This is a genomic window from Agrobacterium pusense, assembly GCF_900102105.1.
In the GTDB taxonomy this organism is placed as follows: Bacteria; Pseudomonadota; Alphaproteobacteria; order Rhizobiales; family Rhizobiaceae; genus Agrobacterium; species Agrobacterium pusense.
In genome coordinates this window covers 199,436-219,745 of the sequence record NZ_FNBB01000002.1, presented here as the reverse complement: position 1 = coordinate 219,745, position 20,310 = coordinate 199,436, and the positions used below count along the sequence as shown (strand labels likewise).

The window sequence follows — 20,310 nt, the reverse complement described above, 5'->3', positions numbered from 1 at the left end:
AATACGAAATTTAGAAAAGAAGCAGCCTCATGTCTCCCACCACAACACCGGCGGCAGCCCGGCCCCTCAATAGCCAGGATTACAAAACGCTCGGCCTTTCGGCCCTGGGCGGTGCGCTCGAATTTTACGACTTCATCATTTTCGTATTTTTCGCGACCGTGATCGGCCATCTGTTCTTCCCGCCTGAGATGCCGGATTGGCTGGTGATGATCCAGACCTTCGGCATCTTTGCCGCCGGTTATCTGGTGCGGCCGCTCGGCGGTATCGTACTGGCGCATTATGGCGACCGTTACGGCCGCAAGCGTGTCTTCGCTTTCTCAATCCTCTTGATGGCTCTTTCCACGCTGGGCATGGCACTGATGCCGACCTACGCCACCATTGGCGTGGCCGCTCCCATCCTGCTCATCATCCTGCGCATGCTGCAGGGTGCCGCCATCGGCGGTGAAGTGCCCGGCGCCTGGACCTTCGTTGCCGAACACGTGCCCTTCCGCCGCGTCGGGCTTGCCTGTGGTTTCCTCACCTCCGGTCTTTCCTTTGGCATCATGCTGGGCTCGTTGATCGCCTTTGCCATCAATTCGCTTTTCACGCCGGAAGACGTGGCCGGTTACGCCTGGCGCATCCCCTTCCTGCTCGGCGGCATTTTCGGCCTCATCGCCGTTTATCTGCGCCGCTGGCTGGAAGAGACGCCAATCTTCATGGAAATGAAGAAGGCGAAGTCACTGACGGACAAGCTGCCGCTCGGGCTGGTGCTGAAGCACCATATGCGCGGCGTGATCATCTCCGCCCTGCTGACCTGGGTTCTGTCAGCGGCAATCGTCGTCACCACGCTGATGACGGCGACCTTCCTGCAAAAGCTCTACGGCTATACGCCAACGCAGGCGCTCGCCGGCACCAGCTTCGGCACGCTGTTCCTGATCTTCGGCGTCATCATTGCCGGGGCGCTGATCGACCGTATCGGCTCCGGCCTCTTCTTCATGGGCGCCAGCATCTTCTTCGGTATCGCCACCTTCACCTTCTACAGCTACGCCGGCACCTCGCTTCAGACCATGTTCTTGCTTTACGGCGTCATGGGCCTTTCGGTCGGCATGGCCGGTGCGGTGCCCTATGTCATGGTGCGGGCGTTTCCGGCATCCGTCCGTTTTTCCGGCCTCTCCTTCGCCTACAACGTCTCTTATGCCGTCTTCGGCGGGCTGACGCCGATCGGCGTGACGACGGCGCTTGCGATCAACCCCATGGCCCACGCCTGGTATCTGGTCTTCATCGCCGTCCTCGCCTTCGCGATCGGTCTCTACCTCTATCTGCGCGGCAGCGAGATAGAGAGCCATGTCGGCATTGAGGAACTGGCGGCGTTGCGGTCGTAGGTTCCACAGTAAACAAAAAAGCGCGGGCAAGACCCGCGCTTTTTATTTGTCCCGGCAATGCGTGAACCATCAGGCCGCGCTATCGATTTTCTCCTCGCCGTTCGTCGGCACGTAGTTGAGCACCGGACCGAGCCAGCGCTCCACTTCCTCAACCGGCATATCCTTGCGGCGCGCATAATCCAGCACCTGATCACGCTCCACCTTGGCAACGCCGAAATAATAGCTTTCGGGGTGGCCGATATAGATGCCGGAGACGGAAGAGCCCGGCCACATGGCGTAACTTTCCGTCAATTCCACACCCGCCGCATTGGTGGCGTCGAGCAGGGCAAACAGCGTCTTCTTTTCGGTGTGGTCGGGCTGGGCCGGATAGCCAGGTGCCGGGCGGATACCGGCATAGGCCTCGCCAATCAGCTCATCGCCGGAAAAAGCCTCATCCGGTGCATAACCCCAGAACTCCTTACGCACCCGCTCATGCATGCGCTCGGCGAAGGCCTCCGCGAAACGGTCGGCCAGCGCCTTGACGAGGATGGACGAATAATCGTCATTCGCCCGCTCGAAACGCTCGGCAATCGCCACTTCCTCGATACCCGCCGTTACCACGAAGCCGCCGACATAATCGGCAACACCGCTATCGACAGGCGCGACGAAATCGGACAGCGCCACATTGGGACGTCCGTCTCGCTTGGAAAGCTGCTGGCGCAGCGTGAAGAAGGTCGCCAGCTCTTCATTGCGGCTCTCATCGGTAAATAGCCTGATATCGTCGCCCACCGCATTAGCCGGCCAGAAGCCGATCACCGCGCGCGGCCGGAACCAGTTCTCCTCAATGATCTTCTTCAGCATCGCCTGCGCATCGCTATAGAGCTGACGCGCCGCCTCGCCCTGCTTCTCGTCATCGAGAATCGCGGGGAAGCGGCCCTTCAATTCCCAGGTCTGGAAAAACGGCGTCCAGTCGATATAGCGAGAAAGCTCTTCCAGATCATAGGTCTCGAATACCTTTGTGCCGAAGAATTGTGGCTTGACGGCGCTATAGCTCGACCAGTCAATCTTGTGCGCATTCTCGCGGGCGCGGGAAAGCGGCAGGCGCTGCTTCTCACGCTCGTTGCGGGCGTGAGCCTCTGCCACCTTGGCATATTCGCTGCGAATACCGTCGATATAAGCCGGCTTCTGCTCGGCGGAGAGAAGCGCCGACACGACGCCCACGGCGCGCGAGGCGTCGGTCACATAGATCGCCTGCCCCTGCTCATACCGCGGATGAATTTTTACCGCCGTATGCACACGGCTCGTCGTGGCGCCACCGATTAGCAGCGGGATGTCGAAACCCTGCCGTTCCATTTCTGCGGCCACATGCACCATCTCGTCCAGCGACGGCGTAATGAGGCCGGAAAGGCCGATCACATCCACCTTTTCGGCGATTGCCGTTTCGAGGATTTTCGTCGTCGGCACCATGACGCCGAGATCGATGATCTCGTAATTGTTGCAGGCGAGCACGACGCCGACGATGTTCTTGCCGATATCGTGCACATCGCCCTTGACGGTCGCCATCAGCACTTTGCCGGCCGCCTTCTTCTCTTCGCCGCCGTTCAGGCGCTTTTCTTCTTCCATGTAAGGAAGAAGCACCGCCACAGCCTGCTTCATCACGCGAGCGGATTTCACCACCTGCGGCAGGAACATCTTGCCCGAACCGAAGAGGTCGCCCACCACGTTCATGCCGGCCATCAGCGGCCCTTCGATGACGTGCAGCGGACGCTCCGCCTTCTGGCGCGCCTCTTCCGTATCGGCCTCGATATAGTCGGTGATGCCGTTGACCAGCGCGTGCTCCAGCCTTTTCTCGACGGGCAGCTCACGCCAGGAAAGATCCTGAACCTTGGTATCCTTGGCGCCCGTGCCCCGGAAACGCTCCGCGACCTCCAGCAGGCGTTCGGTCGCGTCATCGCGGCGGTTCAGCACCACGTCCTCGCAGGCCTCGCGAAGCTCCGGGTCGATATTGTCATAAACCGCAAGCTGACCGGCGTTGACGATGCCCATATCCATGCCAACCTGGATGGCGTGATACAGGAACACGGCATGCATCGCCTCGCGCACCGGTTCATTGCCGCGGAAGGAGAAGGAAAGGTTGGAAACGCCACCGGAAATATGCGTAAGCGGCATGGTTTCGCGGATGGTCTTGGTGGCCTCGATGAAATCAACGCCGTAATTATTGTGCTCCTCGATACCGGTCGCGACAGCAAAGACGTTCGGATCGAAGATGATGTCCTCAGGCGCCAGCCCGGCCTTTTCGGTCAGCAGCTTGTAGGCCCGCGCGCAGATTTCCACCTTGCGCTGATAGGTATCCGCCTGCCCCACCTCGTCAAAGGCCATGACAACGACTGCCGCGCCGTAATTGTGGACGAGCCGCGCCTGCTGGAGAAACTTCTCCTCGCCTTCCTTCAGCGAAATCGAGTTGACGATCGACTTGCCCTGAACGCATTTCAGACCGGCCTCGATGATCTCGAACTTCGACGAGTCGATCATGACAGGCACGCGGGCGATGTCGGGCTCGGCAGCGATGAGGTTCAAAAACTCCACCATCGCCTTTTCGGAATCGATCAGGCCTTCATCCATGTTGATGTCGATGATCTGCGCGCCGTTTTCCACCTGATCGCGGGCAACGGCCAGCGCCGCCGTGTAATCACCGGCGGTGATTAGCTTGCGGAACTTGGCCGAGCCGGTGACGTTGGTGCGCTCGCCGACGTTGACGAAAGGAATATCCTTGGTCAGCACGAAGGGCTCAAGGCCCGAAAGCGACATGAAGGGCTTATGCTCGGGGATCGGGCGCGGCTTGTAATCCTTGACCGCCTCGGCAATCGCCCGGATATGCTCCGGCGTCGAGCCGCAGCAACCGCCAACGATGTTCACGAGGCCGTCGCGGGCGAAACCCTGCACCTGACGCGCCATCATCTCAGGCGTTTCGTCATATTGCCCGAACTCGTTCGGCAGGCCTGCATTCGGATAGGCACAGACGAAGGTATCGGCGACATCGGACAATTCCTGCAGATGCGGACGCATGGCATCCGCACCGAGTGCGCAGTTAAGGCCGATGGTAAAGGGGTTGGCGTGGCGCACCGAATTCCAGAAGGCAGACGGCGTCTGGCCGGAAAGCGTGCGGCCGGATAGGTCTGTGATCGTGCCCGAGATCATGACCGGCAGGCGGATGCCCTTGGCCTCGAAACGCTCCTCGCAGGCGAAGATCGCCGCCTTTGCATTCAGCGTATCGAAGATCGTCTCGATGAGGATGATATCGGCGCCGCCATCGATCAGGCCGTCGATCTGCTCGCCATAGGCGATACGCAGATCGTCAAAGCTGACGGCGCGGTAACCGGGATTGTTGACATCTGGCGAAATCGAGGCCGTACGGTTGGTGGGGCCGATGGCGCCGGCCACGAAACGGCGGCGGCCATCTTCCCGCTCGGCGCGCTGGGCGGCGCGGCGGACGATCTGCGCACCCTCGCGGTTGAGGTCGTAGACGGCATTTTCCATCTCGTAATCGGCCTGCGCGATGCGGGTCGAGGAAAACGTGTTGGTTTCGAGAATATCCGCACCCGCCATGGCGTAGCGATAGTGGATGTCTTCGATAGCGTCCGGCTGGGTCAGAATCAGAAGGTCGTTATTGCCTTTCTGGTGACAGGCGCAGCCGATGAAGCGGTCACCACGAAAATGATCTTCGTCAAAACCGAGACCCTGAATCTGCGTGCCCATGGCGCCGTCGAGAATGAGGATGCGCTCGCTGGCGGCTTCGCGCAGCGCCTTGAAAATTTCCGCGCCGTCGCGCTTTGCCCCCTCAGGGCCAAACAGATCGTCAAACACGGGCACACTCCTCATTTCGATTTGCAAGATCGCAAGTCGTCAAGTCACATAAAGATATGTTTATGTCAATATATCTTCAAGGGACAGGCATGGCTTTGCGTCGTTGCGTCACGTTACGAAATATCGCTGACAGATGACAGGTTTATACGGCAAGGATATAAGCCGAAGCAGCAAACCGCATGGAGGACGCGATGTCTGAGGACGATCACAACAGCCGAAACTGGAATACCCTGCCCTGGCACCGCCAGTGGCTGGTAAAACAGGCCGAGGGGCTTTTCGACTTCTTCCAGTACCGGGCGCTCAATCCTGCCGGCGGCTTCTTCGATCTCGATGTCAAGGGCGCGCCGTTGCAGGCAAACGATCCCGTGCGCGGCATCCATGCCTCCGCGCGCATGGTGCATTGCTTCTCCATCGGCCATCTGCTCGGCCGTCCGGGCTGTGGCGATATTGTCGACCACGGCATGACCTATCTCTGGAACAGGCATCGCGACAGCGAGCATGGCGGTTATTTCTGGCAGGTTAACGATGCCGGCCCCGTGGACGCCACCAAGCAGGGTTACGGCCATGCCTTCGTGCTTCTGGCCGCCTCCTCCGCCAAGACCGTCGGCCACCCGCTCGCCGACCAGATGCTGGCCGATATTACCGAAGTGCTGGAAACCCGCTTCTGGGAAGAAAAACACGGCGCGATCGCCGAGGAATTCAACCGCGACTGGTCGCCCATCGATAATTATCGCGGCCAGAATTCCAATATGCATCTGACCGAAGCGTTGATGGCCGCCTATGAGGTGACCGGCGACAAAAACTACCTCGGCAAGGCCGAACGCATCGCCGATCTTCTCATCCGCCGTCGCGCCGGTGAACTGGATTTCCGGGTTCCGGAGCATTTCGACGACAACTGGACACTCGACAAGGACTATCGCGGCAACGAGATGTTCCGTCCCTCCGGCTCCACCCCCGGCCATTGGCTGGAATGGGCGCGCCTCCTACTCCAGCTTTGGGTGTTGGGTGATCGCCGCCACGACTGGATGCCGGTGGCCGCCAAATCGCTGTTCGTGCAGTCCATGGCGCTTGGCTGGGATCGGGAAAAGGGCGGCTTCTTTTATACGCTCGACTGGAACGACAATCCCGACAAGCGGGCAAAGCTCTGGTGGCCCATGTGCGAAGCGGCGGGTGCGGCCCATTTCCTCAACGAGAACCTGCCGGCGGACCCTTTCTATGAAGACAGCTACCGCCGCATCTGGAGCACCATCGCCAACAGCTTCATCGACCATGAAAATGGCGGCTGGCATGAGGAACTGACGGAAAATCTGGTTCCCGCTCACACGCTGTTCCCCGGCAAGGGTGATATATACCACGCCCTCCAGGCCTGCCTCATCCCGCTTTTCCCGGCTACGGGCAGCCTGACAAGGGTGATCGGGGAAAGCGGCGGGGTTTATTAAGCGCGTTGTTCGCAACGGCGTTCGAAGACTTCTCCACTGTCATGCTCGGGCTTGTCCCGGGCATCTGCAGCCTATAGGCCGGACGCAACGCGGTTAAATCCCCGGCATTGGGCCGAGGATAAAGCAACAGTCAAAACCCGATTGTTTCCTCGAAGTCATCCCAGGACTGATACATTTCATAACGCCCGATGCCAGGGATCGGCACATGGCCGTAATAGGGCGAAAGTTGAAACTCGGCGGCCGCCTCGCTCTTGCCTGCCACGGCGGCAACATAGATCGCAGAGGCAAGCCCGGTGCGGTTCGCCCCATGTTCGCAATGGATGAGAACAGGCTTTTCCGCGTTGCGCAGCACCGCCGCCAGCGTTTCTGAATCTTCCACCGAGACTTTCTCGCTTGAGCTCAGCGGATAGTCGACCAGCCGGATGCCGTTGTTTTTCGCGGCCTTGCTTTCGGTATCATACCAGGCTTCACGCTTTTCATCGCGCAGGTTGATGATGGTCTTGATGCCATAGGCCTTGGCGTAAGCGGCGATGTCCTTGCCACTCGGCTGAGCCGAACGATAAAGCTCGCCGGGAATGACCTCGTGAAAATTCCCCGTCAGCTGGCCGATGCCCATATGTGCGCCGGCCAAAACCGGGAGGGCAACGAGGCCAATGGCCGTGATCTTCAAAAACTTCAGAAAAATACGCAAAACATCAACCCGCGACATCAATCGAATGTGTGGCAGATGACACCGCAAACCGGCGAAAACAAGTCACGCCCCGTCGCGGCCCGTGCGCTTCGCAAGCAGCCGGGGCACGGCAGGCCCATGGAGCGGTTGCAATACAGGGCCTTTGGACCGAGGCATAAATTCTCAAAATACCGTGATTGCCGGCACCGGTGTGATCTCTTCAATCAAACTCGGCGGAAATGACGGTAACCCGCCACTCCAGCCTTTGCGGTTCCACCCGCTCGTTGTTGCGCAGGCGAAATGTCCGGCAGGCGGCGAAGGTTTCCCCGGCTTCGATCCGCCTTTCGCTGACCTGATAGGGATCGAACGATACGGAAGCTCGAAAGGCCGGTTCGAAGCCCTCCAGCGTGTAGGTCAGACGCTGCACCGCGACATTGTTATCATTGCGGAAGCTGACGCGAATGGGCAGTGCAGGGTCCGGACAGGCGGCCTCGAACCCGGCAGTCGCGACGATATGCTCCAACCGCTGGCTGCTGCGACGCCAGTCGTAAATGACAAAGGCAGCCGTGCCGGCCCATATCAGGAGCAGGCAGATGACCACTGGTTTGAGATGCCGCGGAAATGCAATAAGGGTGAGGAGAAGAATGGCGCTGAGAACGGCTCCGACAATCACGTCGCCCCTCCTCCGCTAAAATAAATCTCCATACGTTTCTGCCCTCCCATGCCCTTCCAGCCACAAACGGCCGCGCGAGGCGGTCGTTGGGGTATTATCTCGACGGCGGCTCAAGCCTCTAGCATATGGCGCGAAGCACCGGCATCGCAGCCGTCAGCCACAACTCTATGGGTGCTCCCCCCGGTGTCAAGACAACCAAGCGTGACAGATAGCGCTGGCATTGCCGTCCCAGAAAGAACGGCGAAGGGAACCAAACGCCGCCGAAGACGTTCGCAGCATCAGAACAGCATGGCGGGACATAACGAAACGCCGCGGCATGGAGGTAAGTAGGCCAGCCGGCAGGGACGACAAGCCGCCCCTTGGCACCGCCGAAAGCCACCCCATATTAAAAGTTACTAAACTATGCTACATATCAGTCAGCTCAGGGAGAAAACGATGAAAACGCTGATCGTAACGTCGCTCCTGGCCCTTTCGGCCAGCACCGCAATGGCCGCGGATGCCGTCTACGAAACACCGGCGCCTCCGGTTGCACAGGAAACGTTGCCGGTCTTCACCTGGTCTGGTCCTTATCTTGGTATTCAAGGTGGCGCGGGCTGGGCAAATGGCGATTTTTCGGCCGGTGCCCCCATAGGCTCGGATAATTTCGATGGCGGCATTCTCGGCGCCTTCGCGGGTTACAATTACCAGTTCGACAATAATTTCGTTCTCGGCATCGAGGGTGACGTCGACTATAACTGGAATGACAATGATTATGCGGGTGTGAACATTGGCACCGACTGGCAAGGGTCCGTTCGTGGCCGCGTTGGTTATGCCTTCGATCGCGCCCTGCTTTATGGCACCGCCGGCTGGACCGCCACACGCGGCTTCATAGACACCCCCGGCGCCGGCAAGGACAGCGCCACCTTCAACGGCTACACCGTTGGCGCAGGTCTGGATTACGCCTTCACCGACAATGTCTTCGGCAGGCTGGAATATCGTTACAACGATTACGGCGACAAGGACATATTTGGCATCAATACCGACCTTGACCAGCACACCGTCAAGGTGGGCCTCGGCGTGAAGTTCTGATCACAATCGAGTTTCGTTGACTGAAGCCCGGCCATCCGCCGGGCTTTTTTCGTTGCAGAAGTCCAGCGCAGGCTACGATCCGCTCTGCGAAAAAACGGAACAATATGAACTCCGTAAAAATGAAACATTCACAAGCCGTTCAGCAGTTCCGTGCCATCATGCGGGCATAATGAGCCTCTATCTCCCGAAGCAGGCTTATGGAGTAGCCCGATGAAAAAGATAATTCTTTCCACGATTGCCGCGCTTGTTGCCACTGGCAGCATCTTCGCATCCTATGGCAGCGCCAGCGCGCAGGACTATCCCTACCGTCCGCGTTACGATCGGGGTTACGACCGTGGCGGCCCGCCGCCACCGCCCTATCGCGAACACCGTCGCCACAATGATGGCGCAGCCATTGCCGGAGGCCTCGCCGCAGGCGTCATCGGTGGCCTGATCGGTGGCGCCATCGCCAGTAATAGCGGCCCCCGTTATTACGAACCGCCACCGCCGCCGCCGCGCTGCTGGTTTGAAGACCGGCGGGTTCCGAATTCCTATGACGGCGGCTGGCACACCGAAAGCATGCGGGTCTGCAACTGATGTCCGATCCTGCGGCCCGGTTTGCTTCAAATGGCAAGCCGGGCTGCTTTCAGCGAATGAGATTGCGGGACACGATTTTCATCCCCACCACGCGCTCTCACCGACACTGCGTGAGGCGCGACAGCACCCCTGCGATCAGCACAGAAAATCAACAACCATCTGATTAAAAAAGAAAAATGGTGGGCCTGGAGAGACTCGAACTCCCAACCAAGCGGTTATGAGCCGCCGGCTCTAACCATTGAGCTACAGGCCCCTTCGGAAAACGCTATCCGAAACACCGGTTTCGCAATGGTTCGAATCCGGTGGTCACGCTCTAACGCAATTTTTACAGCCCGACAAGCCATTGATGCTTTCGCAAACAGTGCCGCCGTATTAGCTACACAATCTAAGGCAATACCCGTTCAAGGGACTCAATCAACGAGGAAACACCATGAAGACAAAATCGGCCCGCCTTTTTGCACTTAGCGCAATGACAGCAGCAGCCATGATGCCGCTCTCCGGCCAGTTGCTCGCGCAGGACGCCACCCCGCGTGAAGCCACAATCAGCGTTTCCGGCGAAGGCCAGGCGGCCATCGCTCCTGATATGGCAATCCTGTCGTTCAGCGTCGTCAAGCAGGCAGAGACCGCGGCGGCCGCTCTTTCGGAAAATTCAAAGGCGCTGGCCGATGTTCTGAAGGCGCTGAAGGAGGCGGCGATCGAGGATCGTGACCTGCAGACCAGCAACTTCTCGGTGCAGCCGCTTTACAAGCATTATGAGCCAAAGGACGGCGTCTATGTCGCTCCCGAAATCACCGGTTACCAGGTATCCAACGGCCTGACCGTGCGGGTGCGGGACCTGAAGAAGCTCGGCGCGATCCTCGATACATCCGTCAAGCTCGGCATCAACCAGGGTGGAGACATCAGCTTCACCAACGACAAGCCTGAAGCCACCGTCACCGAGGCTCGCAAACAGGCCGTGGCAGACGCTCTTTCCAAGGCCAAGACCCTGACGGAAGCTGCTGGCGTAAAGCTCGGCCGTGTTATCCAGATCACCGAAAACTCGCAGCGCCCGATGCCGGTGCCGCAGGCCATGATGCGCGCCTCCATGGCGAAGGAAGCGGACAGTGTCCCGATTGCCTCTGGTGAAAACAGCTACAGCGTTGTGGTCAACGTCACCTTCGCGCTCGAGCAGTAATCGGCAAGGGGCGGCTTTTGGGCCGCCCCGCATCGGCTCGACCTCCGCCGTAGCACAGATAAAATGAAACGCCCCTCGCTACCGTTCAGGAAGCGAGGGGCGTTTTGTCCATCTGCCGGGACGGGGATGCCGGCAGATCGATCAGGATCGCTGCCTTTAGCGGCGGATCACCGGGCAGCCGCGCTCATTGGCGAATACGATGCGGTCACGACCGTGGCGGTCAAAACCTGCAACAACGACGCGGCGCGGAGATACATCAACAACACGCGCGCGACGAAGACCCATGCGGCTTGCCTTTTCTTCCGCAAGCCAGGGCGAGCAGCCACGGCGCGGGCGATCCGGGCGGCCCCAGCCGGGACGATGACCATAACCATCCTGAACCTGAACTCGGAACTGTACATCCGAGCCGGCCGAAGCAGCTGGAGCGGTGACGGAAATACCACCAAGGGCGATGAGGGCAGCCAGGCCGGCTTTTGCGAAGGTGCTGAACATGAACTCACTCCGTTTGTTTCTTTGACGTCGGGGGAACTTCCCCGGCGATTGACGAGACCCTAGACTCGCCCATCTGAATATCAGCAGAACCGAATGTTCAGCAGGCGTTCAGGGTGGTTAACGCGCACACCCCGATCAGGATCCGCACATCACGGCGAGATATGCAGCACGACTTCGCGCCGATGCGACTGATCGCGATGTTCGAAGAGATAAAGGCCCTGCCAGGTGCCAAGCACGAGCCTGCCATCCGTGATGGGAACGCCGATGGAAACCATTGTGAGCGCCGATTTGATGTGGGCGGGCATGTCGTCGGGCCCCTCCAGGGTGTGGACAACCCACCGCATGGAAGGATCGCTAGAAGGCGGGACGAGACGGGAGAAAAACTCCGTGAGATCGCGCCGGACTTCGGGATCGGCATTTTCCTGGATGAGCAGGGAACAGGACGTGTGCCGGACAAAGACTGTCAGCAAGCCTTCCGTTACGCCGGCCTGATTTACGAAGCCTTTTGCTTCAGAGGTAAACTCGTAAAGGCCCTGCCCGTGGGTAGAGATGATTATTTTCTTCTGCGGCACGTTTTTCTTTCAAATAGTCGGGAACAAAATCGGCGCTGCGAACGTTGCACCATGTCAAATTCTATCCGATGGCGATAAGTATAAGACGACAGGGCGATAACAGCCCATGACAGCAGAACGGAAAACCGCCACTGCAGTTGCATAAAACGGGGAAGGGTTGGCAATATAATAATGAATTATCCAGGCTATCCCTTCCATAGACAAACACGGCATTTGCAGCGCAGGACTGACACAGGGTGCGAAAGACTTTCTCATGGCACCCACTGACTATCGTGTCGATCTGACCAATTGCGACCGCGAGCCCATCCATATCCCCGGCTATATTCAACCCCATGGCTGTCTCATCGCCTGCGATAACGCTTTGCGCATGGTGCTGCGGCATTCGGCAAATTGCTGCGACATTCTGGGTGTGGAAGGCGATATCAATGGCCGGACCGCCGAAGAGGTTCTGGGCAAGGACCTCGTACACAATCTCCGCAACGCGCTGACTGTAACCGGGAGGACAACGCGCCCGGCCATGTTGCCCGCAACGGAAATGGGCGACGGCCGAAGCTTCGACATTTCGCTCCACCGCTACAAATCCACCACGATCATCGAATTCGAACCGTCCCGCAGCGAAACCCAGCCCCTGGGCACCGCACGAAAGATGGTGGATCGCATTCGCGAGGCGGACAGCGTGGAAAGCCTCATCTCCAGAACGACCAGGCTGGTAAAGGCAACGCTTGGCTACGACCGGGTAATGATTTACCGCTTTGAGGAAGATGGAGCCGGCAAGGTGGTCTCGGAAGCAAAGCAACCGGAACTGGAAAGCTTCCTCGGCCAATATTTCCCCGCCAGCGACATACCCCAGCAGGCCCGCACGCTTTATCTCAAGAACACGCTCCGCATTATCTCTGATGCCAGCGGCACACGAATCCCCGTGCTGCCAGCCCTCGATATCTCCGGCGAACCGCTCGACCTCTCTTTCGCGCACCTGCGCAGCGTCTCTCCCATCCATTGCGAGTATCTTCGCAATATGGGCGTCGCCGCTTCCATGTCGATTTCGGTGATTGTCGATGGCGCCCTCTGGGGTCTGATCGCCTGTCACCATTATTCCCCGCGTGTCCTGACCATGCCGGTGAGGATTGCCGCTGAAATGTTTGGAGAATTCTTCTCCATGCATTTGCAGGTCCTCAAGCAGAAACGTCGGCTGGACACCGTCAATCATGCCCATGCCGCGCTCGATCGCTTCCTGCGGCTCGCCGCGCACCACGCCAATATCGAAGAACTGCTGATTGACAGTTTTCAGGATTTTGCCGATCTGATGCCGTGTGATGGTGTCGGTCTCTGGGTAGACAACAACTGGCACGGCCATGGCGCAACACCACCGCATGACGCCATTCCAAGGCTCGCGCGTTTCGTCGCCTCGGCTTCGGAAGGCAGGGTCTGGGCGACCCATGCGCTGTCGCAGGCGATACCTGAGGCGGAAATCTACGCCGACACGGCAGCTGGAATGCTCGCCATCCCACTTTCTCAGGTGAAACAGGACTATCTCCTGTTTTTCCGCAAAGAGATCGTGCAAAATCTGAACTGGGCCGGCAATCCGGAAAAATCTTATGAAACCGGCCCGATGGGGGACCGTCTCACACCACGCAAGAGTTTCGCGATTTGGAAAGAGACGGTGCATCAGAGGGCGCAGCCCTGGTCGGAAGATGACCGGGAAATAGCAGAAGCCGCCAGAATTGCGCTGGTCGAGGTCGCCTTCCATCACAGCGAGCTAATGGCCGGCGAAAGGGAACGCGCCGAAGTGCGGCAGCGCATGTTGAACGAGGAGCTCAACCACCGCGTCAAGAATGTTCTCGCCATCATCAAATCGCTGGTCGGCAATCCCTCACAGGAAGGCAAGACCCTGCAGGAATATGTGGCTGCCCTGAAGGGCCGTATTCAAGCCTTGTCCTTTGCCCATGATCAGATCATCCGAGGCGAAGGCGGCGGCGCGCTGCGCGATCTTCTCGACGCGGAATTGTCGCCGCATCGTTCCCCGGAAACGACGGTGAAACTCGAAGGTCCCCACGTCACACTTGATTCGCGCGCCTTCTCCGTCATGGCGCTCGTTCTGCACGAACTGGCGACGAACGCCGCCAAATACGGCGCGCTTTCGCAGAACGGTGGGCAATTGCATGTGCGCTGGTGGGTCAACGAAAACCGCGATTGCGAAATCGAGTGGCGGGAAGTGCTGACCACCAAACTGCCGACGCCATCCCGCGCCGGCTTCGGCACGGCGCTTATCAGCCGCAGCATTCCTTACGATCTCGGCGGACGCAGTACGTTGCGCTATTTGCCCGATGGATTGGAGGCAGAAATTATGCTGCCCTTCCGTCATGTCTCGTCAGCCACCGAAAGTGTCGAAGTACCCACAGAAAATGAGCCCGCGCGGCAATCCAGCCGCTATAACCGGGAGGAGCCGTTGAAAATATTACTCGTCGAAGATCAGATGCTGATCGCCATGGATGTCGAAAACATGCTCGAGGATAACGGCATCAAAACCATCGAAACGGCGACTTCGTCTGCGATGGCAATTGAAAAGCTGAAAAGCTATGTGCCTGACGTGGCAATTCTCGACATCAATCTCGGTTCGGACACCTCCATTCCCGTCGCCCGGGAACTTCACCGCCGTGGCATCCCGTTCATGTTCGCTACCGGCTACGCCGATGGCAGCATGGTGCCGGATGAATTCGGCGCTGTTCCGGTTATCAGGAAGCCCTATGATGAGGACGCGCTGATGGCCGGGATTGGGGTTTTGGTGGGCGATACGGAGCGCGTTTGAGCGACAAGTGACAAACGTCAACCGAGAGGTTTCCGTGCGTTTGGGGGCGGATCATTTTTAATTCGGCGACCGATCTGCTACCGACCGGTGAAACCCCGTTTCCTTGCTTCAGCTGGCGTGATGACGTCCCCCATCTTAATTCTGAAGGCCGTCACTGCATAGTTATCGACATCCACCTCGCATTGAAACGTGACATCGCGCCAGACGTCGCCGACGTTGAATGCGCCGCCAGTAGCGTCAAGAACATTGCCCGATATACGTCCGCCCGTGTCGGAAAAGCCATACATGCCGCGGGTATCAGCGTAAACCTGTCTTATTTGGGCCAGTGCTTCCGCTTGGCAAAGCTGCACGATACGACGCCGCGGCGGTAGATCGCCAAACATCTGCCGTCTCTGCGCCGGTGTCAGTAGAGCCGATGAAAGCAAACTCTTAGCCGCAGGAAGTTTCGCGGGCTTGTTTTCCCTTGCCTCAGAAGGCTTTTCCTCAGGCGGCTTTGGTTGCGGTACTGGCGGCTGCTCCGGTGACGTTTCTTCTTTCATCGGCGCAACCGCGATCTCTCCCTGCTCGGCGGAAGCTTTGAGGTCGCTGTTGGCGGCGGCGGGCGCAGGCTTTTCCTCGGCCGCTTTCTCGGGCTCGCGCGGCGGTTCTGCCGATGGCTGTGTCTTTTCCGCTTCTTCAGTCTTGCCGGCCTTGTCCTCAGGGTCTGCCTGCGCCTCTTCCGGCCGCATGGCGATGGAAGGCAACGTCGCCTGCGGTTGCGGCACCGGTTTCGCTTCTTCAGCCGGTGGCGCGGGAGGTGGTGGCGGAGGTTGCGGTTTTTCCTCTTTCGCCTTCTCCTCACCGGGCGGCGGGGCCTCTTCTGCCTTTTTTTCCTCAGGCGGTGGCACCAGATCGACGCTGATGCTTTCCGGTTCCTGCGGCTCGGCTACACGCTCCGGCAATTCGAAAAGGAAAATCGCCACGACGACAAGATGCAGAAGAACGGAGACGGGCATAGCCCATCCCTTCCACCGCCACCTGCCTGCCGAAACCTGTTGCATCTTACCGAACCAAATCGAACCCGGACATATCCAGCGGAAGCGGATCGCCTGCCTCACACATAAGGCTTGTCGCAGAGTTCGCCAGTGCGGAAAACAAAAAACCCGGCCAGAGCTGACTGACCGGGTTCAATTTTAAAGGAAGCAAAAGCTTAGCTGTCGAGGAAGCTGCGGAGCTTTCTCGAGCGGCTTGGGTGCTTCAGCTTGCGCAGCGCCTTCGCCTCGATCTGGCGAATACGTTCGCGCGTAACCGAGAACTGCTGGCCGACCTCTTCCAGCGTATGGTCAGTGTTCATGCCGATGCCGAAGCGCATGCGCAGAACACGTTCCTCACGCGGTGTCAGCGAGGCCAATACGCGGGTGGTCGTTTCACGCAGGTTCGCCTGAATGGCGGCGTCGATCGGCAGCAGCGCGTTCTTGTCCTCGATGAAGTCACCGAGATGCGAATCCTCTTCGTCACCCACGGGGGTTTCGAGCGAGATCGGCTCCTTGGCGATCTTCAGAACCTTGCGCACCTTTTCCAGCGGCATGGCCAGCTTTTCGGCTAGTTCTTCCGGGGTCGGCTCGCGGCCAATCTCGTGCAGCATCTGGCGCGAGGTACGAACGATCTTGTTGATCGTTTCGATCATGTGCACCGGAATACGGATCGTGCGGGCCTGATCAGCAATCGAGCGGGTGATCGCCTGTCTGATCCACCATGTCGCATAGGTCGAGAACTTGTAACCGCGACGGTATTCAAACTTGTCCACCGCCTTCATCAGGCCGATATTGCCTTCCTGAATGAGATCGAGGAACTGCAGACCACGGTTCGTATACTTCTTCGCAATCGAGATCACGAGACGCAGGTTGGCCTCGACCATCTCCTTCTTGGCGATGCGCGCTTCGCGCTCACCCTTCTGCACCATCGAAACGATGCGACGGAATTCGGCGATGGAAATGCCGGTTTCCGTGGAGAGGTTCTGGATCTCCTGGCGGATTTCCCGGATCGTGTTGCTTTCTTCGCGCGCGAATTCCTTCCAGCCGCGGGCGGCCAGATTGGCGATCGACTTCATCCAGTTCGGATCGAGTTCCGCACCGTGATACTGCTCGAGGAAGCTGTCGCGCTTGACGCCATAGGATTCGGCAAGGCGCAGCAGCCGGCCTTCGTTCTGCATCAGACGCTTGGAAATGTCGTAGAGCTGCTCGACAAGGCTGTCGATGCGGTTCTGGTTCAGCGAAAGCGACTTCACGGCCGTGATCAGCTGATCCTTCAATTCCTTGTAACGGCGCTCCTGGCCGGAAGAGAGCGTACCGGTGCAGGCCAGACGCGCTTCCACCTGCTGATCCTGAAGCTTGCGCAGCTTCTTGTAGGTGTCGGCAATGGTGTCGAGCGTTTCCATGACCTGCGGACGCAGTTCGGCTTCCATCGCGGCAAGGGAAAGATTGGACTCGTCGTCGTCCTCTTCTTCCTCTTCCGGCGGCAGGCCGTCACCACCAACATCGGTGACATCCTCGTCACCGGTCGGAGCACGCAGCTTGCGGGTCTTTTCCTTTTCTTCGGCGGCCTTGCGGTCGGCCTCGATCTTTTCCGGGCTCTGGAACTGCGGCGCAGCCTTGGCTTCCGGGCCGGAATAGGTCGTTTCGAGATCAATGATCTCGCGCAGCAGCGTGGTGCCTTCGTTGAGTTCGTCGCGCCAGATGATAAGCGCCTGGAACGTCAGCGGGCTTTCGCACAGGCCCGAAATCATCGTCTCGCGGCCAGCCTCGATGCGCTTGGCGATGGCGATTTCGCCTTCGCGCGACAGAAGCTCGACAGAACCCATCTCGCGCAGATACATGCGCACGGGGTCGTCGGTGCGGTCGGTTGGTTCTTTCTTCTTGGCGGTCGCAAGCGCGGTGCCGCTGGAAGGCGCAAGTTCGCCACCCTCGGAATCGTCACCGTCGGAATCGCCGTCGTCATCGCCACCGGCGGCTTCCTCGGCATCCTCGTCCTCGATCACGTTGATGCCCATGTCGGACAGCATCGCCATCGTGTCTTCGATCTGCTCGGAGGTCACCTCTTCGGACGGCAGGACGGAATTCAGTTCGTCCATCGTCACATAGCCGCGCTTCTTGGCGGCCTTGATCATTTTCTTGACCGCGTCATCCGAAAGGTCGAGAAGCGGGCCGTCCGTCGCACCGTCGCGTTCGTTTTCTGCTTCTTCGTTTTCTTTGACTTTGGTTGCCATCTATCTCGTCGCTTTCCCTGACGCTAACACCTGTTCCGCCGCATCGCCGTCCGCCCCTTGAGCATCCGGCGCATTGCCGCGAATCACTGTCAGACACCTAACGGAGTGATCTTTAATTGCCGATTAACCACGGCAGCCTCAGGCAGAATGCAAGGACAGTGCACCCGGAAATGCTTGCTCATGCAATTTCTATCCGCCAAGGCTCATTCCACCTTACTTTTCCTGAATTGGTGATTCCCGCTATTTCCCGCCCCGTCAAGCCTTTGAAGGCGAGACAGCCACGGAAATTCTTAAAAAGAGCCGCATTTTGCGAATTATCACCAGACTATCCCCTATTTAGGACGCCTGCCGCAAAAGGCAACCCCACACACCTTTCAATTCTTGCCGCGACCATCATCCATGACCGACGGCAGGTCCCTTCACCCGGCCGGACATGACCCCGAAACCATCGATGATGGCCTCCTGATTTTCCATTCGGCCGATCTCCAGCTGAACCTCGGCAAGCGCGCGCACCAGAAGCGTGCCGCGCTCATCATCCGTCGCCTCGGCAATTTCGCGCTCCAGCTCCTTTTTCTGCCAGAGGAGCGACTTTGTCCTTTTGTGCAGGGAAAGCGCCTGCACGTAACCTTCCCGTGCATCCTCCATCGCCGCCTCGCCGGTCGCCGTCCACAGACGAGCATTGCGCACCTGCTGATCCATGGTTTTCAGCAGCACGTCAAAGCCCTGCTGCGACAGGCGCTCGATCAGCCCCGCCCGCGATATCGCAGCCGCATTTTCGGCCGCGTAGGTCAGAACCGTAGACCACAGGCGTTGCAGGTCACGGTTCTCATAGTCGATCGCGGCGATCTCGTCATATTCCTCGAGAAGCAGTTCGGGATGGTTGACGATGGTGATGGCCAGAACGCTCTCCCGAAGCGACGGCTTGGTCTGATAACCCCTGACGAGGCCGGATTGCGCCAACCGTTCCGAAATACTGCTGGCAGGTGCCGCCATAGCCCCACCCCGGCCCGGTGCGTTGCGCTGAAAGCCACGCCCCGGCGCCTGTGCGCCATTGCGGCGGAAATTGCCACCTTGCTGCCCACCTGCCTGAAAGCGCGGCTGGAAGAAGGCATTCAGCCTGTCACGCATGTCCTGTTGATAGAAGCGCCGCACCGTCTCGTCACCAATAACGGCCACGATCTGCCGCAGGCGACTCTCAAGCTGGGCACGCTTTTCTGGCGTATCGAAAGTAACGCCTGAGGTCTCGCGGCTCCAGATCATCGCGGCCAGCGGCTTTGCCTCGGAAAGAACGCGGTCGAAAGGCGCCCTACCCTCCAGACGCACGAGATCATCCGGATCCTTGCCGTCGGGCAGAAGCGCGAAGCTGACGGAGCGATCCGGCTTGATATGTGGCAAGGCGAGATCAGCGGCACGGTTGGCGGCGCGAATGCCGGCGCCGTCGCCATCGAAGCAGAGGATCGGCTGCGGCGACATCTTCCAGAGCAGATCGAGCTGGCTTTCGGTCAAGGCAGTGCCGAGCGGTGCGACGGCATTTTCGACGCCCGCCTGATAAAGCGCGATGACATCCATATACCCTTCGACTGCAATGACCGTGCCGCCCGCCGCCTGTGAGGCCCGACGTGCACGGGCGAAATTATAGAGAACATTGCCCTTGTGAAAGAGCTCGGTCTCGTTGGAATTGAGATATTTCGCCACCGCATCCGAAGCCATGGCGCGGCCGCCGAAGGCAATCACCTTTTCCCGCGAGGACAGGATCGGAAACATGATGCGGTCGCGAAAACGGTCATAGGAGACCGGCACGTTTTCATGGACCACCAGCCCGCAGGCTTCCATCTGCTCCTTCGACACACCCTTGCTTGCCAGATGCTCCTTCAGCGCGTTGCGACTGTCAGGCGCATAACCCAGCCGGAAGGTCTCGATGGTACGCCCGGTCAACCCGCGATCGCGCAGATAAGCCCGAGCCCGAGCGCCGAGCGCCGTCTGCAGCTGATCCTGAAAGAACAGCGTCGCCATTTCCATGACATCCTGCAGAGAGGTGCGCTCACGCTCCCGCTTCTCCGCCTGCGGATCGGGCTGCGGCATGGAAATGCCGGCCATATCGGCGATCTGCTGCACGGCTTCCGGGAAACTTAAGCCCTCAAGCTCGGTCAGAAAGCGGAAATGATCGCCGGAAACGCCGCAACCAAAGCAATGATACCGCCCTTTGCGGTCCTCACAGTGAAAGCTCGGGCTTTTTTCGCCATGGAACGGGCAGCAGGCCCAATAATCCCCCCGCGGCGCATTGGTCTTCTTCTTGTCCCAGGACACGCGTCTGCCGATCACATCGGAGATGTTCACGCGGTCGCGTATCTCATCAAGGAAAGAGTTGGAAAAGCGCATGGGTTACCTGTTC

General features: G+C 59.0%; 14 protein-coding genes and 1 tRNA gene. 6 read left to right on the top strand and 9 right to left on the bottom strand.

Annotated elements, in window-relative coordinates; genetic code table 11:
- The first annotated feature begins 29 nt into the window (after nt 1–29).
- Nucleotides 30–1,361 (top strand): MFS transporter, encoded by a 1,332-nt coding sequence (locus tag BLU28_RS05650; RefSeq protein WP_077987420.1) that lies wholly within the window; start codon nt 30–32, stop codon nt 1,359–1,361.
- Nucleotides 1,362–1,430: 69 nt separating this feature from the next.
- Here the strand turns inward: BLU28_RS05650 and metH are convergent, their stop codons facing one another.
- Nucleotides 1,431–5,204 carry a methionine synthase gene (gene metH, locus BLU28_RS05645; RefSeq protein WP_077987419.1) on the bottom strand — a complete coding sequence of 1,258 codons (3,774 nt, stop codon included), beginning with the start codon at nt 5,202–5,204 and terminating at the stop codon, nt 1,431–1,433.
- A gap of 179 nt (nt 5,205–5,383) precedes the next feature.
- Here metH and BLU28_RS05640 point away from each other — a divergent pair, with 179 nt between their 5' ends.
- Nucleotides 5,384–6,643: an AGE family epimerase/isomerase gene (locus BLU28_RS05640; RefSeq protein WP_168247040.1), complete on the top strand. Its 1,260-nt coding sequence runs from the start codon at nt 5,384–5,386 to the stop codon at nt 6,641–6,643.
- Nucleotides 6,644–6,773: 130 nt separating this feature from the next.
- Here the strand turns inward: BLU28_RS05640 and BLU28_RS05635 are convergent, their stop codons facing one another.
- Both BLU28_RS05635 and BLU28_RS05630 read right to left on the bottom strand, forming a co-directional pair.
- Complete coding sequence (locus BLU28_RS05635) at nt 6,774–7,334, bottom strand: dual specificity protein phosphatase family protein (RefSeq protein ID WP_034498853.1); 561 nt, start codon at nt 7,332–7,334, stop codon at nt 6,774–6,776.
- Between the two features lie 199 nt (nt 7,335–7,533).
- Nucleotides 7,534–7,986, bottom strand: a complete 453-nt coding sequence (locus BLU28_RS05630) for a hypothetical protein (protein ID WP_004442872.1) — start codon at nt 7,984–7,986, stop codon at nt 7,534–7,536.
- Nucleotides 7,987–8,421: 435 nt separating this feature from the next.
- Here BLU28_RS05630 and BLU28_RS05625 point away from each other — a divergent pair, with 435 nt between their 5' ends.
- Nucleotides 8,422–9,054: an outer membrane protein gene (locus BLU28_RS05625; protein WP_022556638.1), complete on the top strand. Its 633-nt coding sequence runs from the start codon at nt 8,422–8,424 to the stop codon at nt 9,052–9,054.
- Between the two features lie 210 nt (nt 9,055–9,264).
- A complete protein-coding gene (locus BLU28_RS05620; RefSeq protein ID WP_035209323.1) occupies nt 9,265–9,630 on the top strand; it encodes a hypothetical protein in 366 nt (121 codons plus the stop codon).
- 177 nt (nt 9,631–9,807) lie between these two features.
- Here the strand turns inward: BLU28_RS05620 and BLU28_RS05615 are convergent.
- A tRNA-Ile gene (locus tag BLU28_RS05615) sits at nt 9,808–9,883 on the bottom strand.
- A 177-nt stretch (nt 9,884–10,060) separates the two neighbouring features.
- On the opposite strand from BLU28_RS05615, the gene BLU28_RS05610 reads away from it, so the two are divergent.
- Nucleotides 10,061–10,804, top strand: a complete 744-nt coding sequence (locus BLU28_RS05610) for an SIMPL domain-containing protein (RefSeq protein ID WP_035209321.1) — start codon at nt 10,061–10,063, stop codon at nt 10,802–10,804.
- Between the two features lie 156 nt (nt 10,805–10,960).
- On the opposite strand, the gene BLU28_RS05605 is transcribed toward BLU28_RS05610, so the two are convergent.
- Both BLU28_RS05605 and BLU28_RS05600 read right to left on the bottom strand, forming a co-directional pair.
- Complete coding sequence (locus BLU28_RS05605) at nt 10,961–11,296, bottom strand: hypothetical protein (RefSeq protein ID WP_004442876.1); 336 nt, start codon at nt 11,294–11,296, stop codon at nt 10,961–10,963.
- A 149-nt stretch (nt 11,297–11,445) separates the two neighbouring features.
- Complete coding sequence (locus tag BLU28_RS05600; protein WP_077987417.1) at nt 11,446–11,868, bottom strand: secondary thiamine-phosphate synthase enzyme YjbQ; 423 nt, start codon at nt 11,866–11,868, stop codon at nt 11,446–11,448.
- Nucleotides 11,869–12,121: 253 nt separating this feature from the next.
- On the opposite strand from BLU28_RS05600, the gene BLU28_RS05595 reads away from it, so the two are divergent.
- On the top strand, nt 12,122–14,674 hold the full coding sequence (locus tag BLU28_RS05595) for an HWE histidine kinase domain-containing protein (protein ID WP_077987416.1): 2,553 nt from the start codon (nt 12,122–12,124) through the stop codon (nt 14,672–14,674).
- Between the two features lie 77 nt (nt 14,675–14,751).
- Here BLU28_RS05595 and BLU28_RS05590 read toward each other — a convergent pair whose 3' ends face one another.
- The 3 genes from BLU28_RS05590 to dnaG all read right to left on the bottom strand — a co-directional run bounded on the left by BLU28_RS05590 (nt 14,752) and on the right by dnaG (nt 20,297).
- Nucleotides 14,752–15,669 carry a DUF930 domain-containing protein gene (locus tag BLU28_RS05590; RefSeq protein WP_072494666.1) on the bottom strand — a complete coding sequence of 306 codons (918 nt, stop codon included), beginning with the start codon at nt 15,667–15,669 and terminating at the stop codon, nt 14,752–14,754.
- Nucleotides 15,670–15,863: 194 nt separating this feature from the next.
- Nucleotides 15,864–17,918: an RNA polymerase sigma factor RpoD gene (rpoD, locus tag BLU28_RS05585; protein WP_004442883.1), complete on the bottom strand. Its 2,055-nt coding sequence runs from the start codon at nt 17,916–17,918 to the stop codon at nt 15,864–15,866.
- A gap of 393 nt (nt 17,919–18,311) precedes the next feature.
- Entirely contained in the window at nt 18,312–20,297 is a 1,986-nt protein-coding gene (gene dnaG, locus BLU28_RS05580) for a DNA primase (protein ID WP_006699649.1), read from the bottom strand.
- Nucleotides 20,298–20,310: the final 13 nt, after the last annotated feature.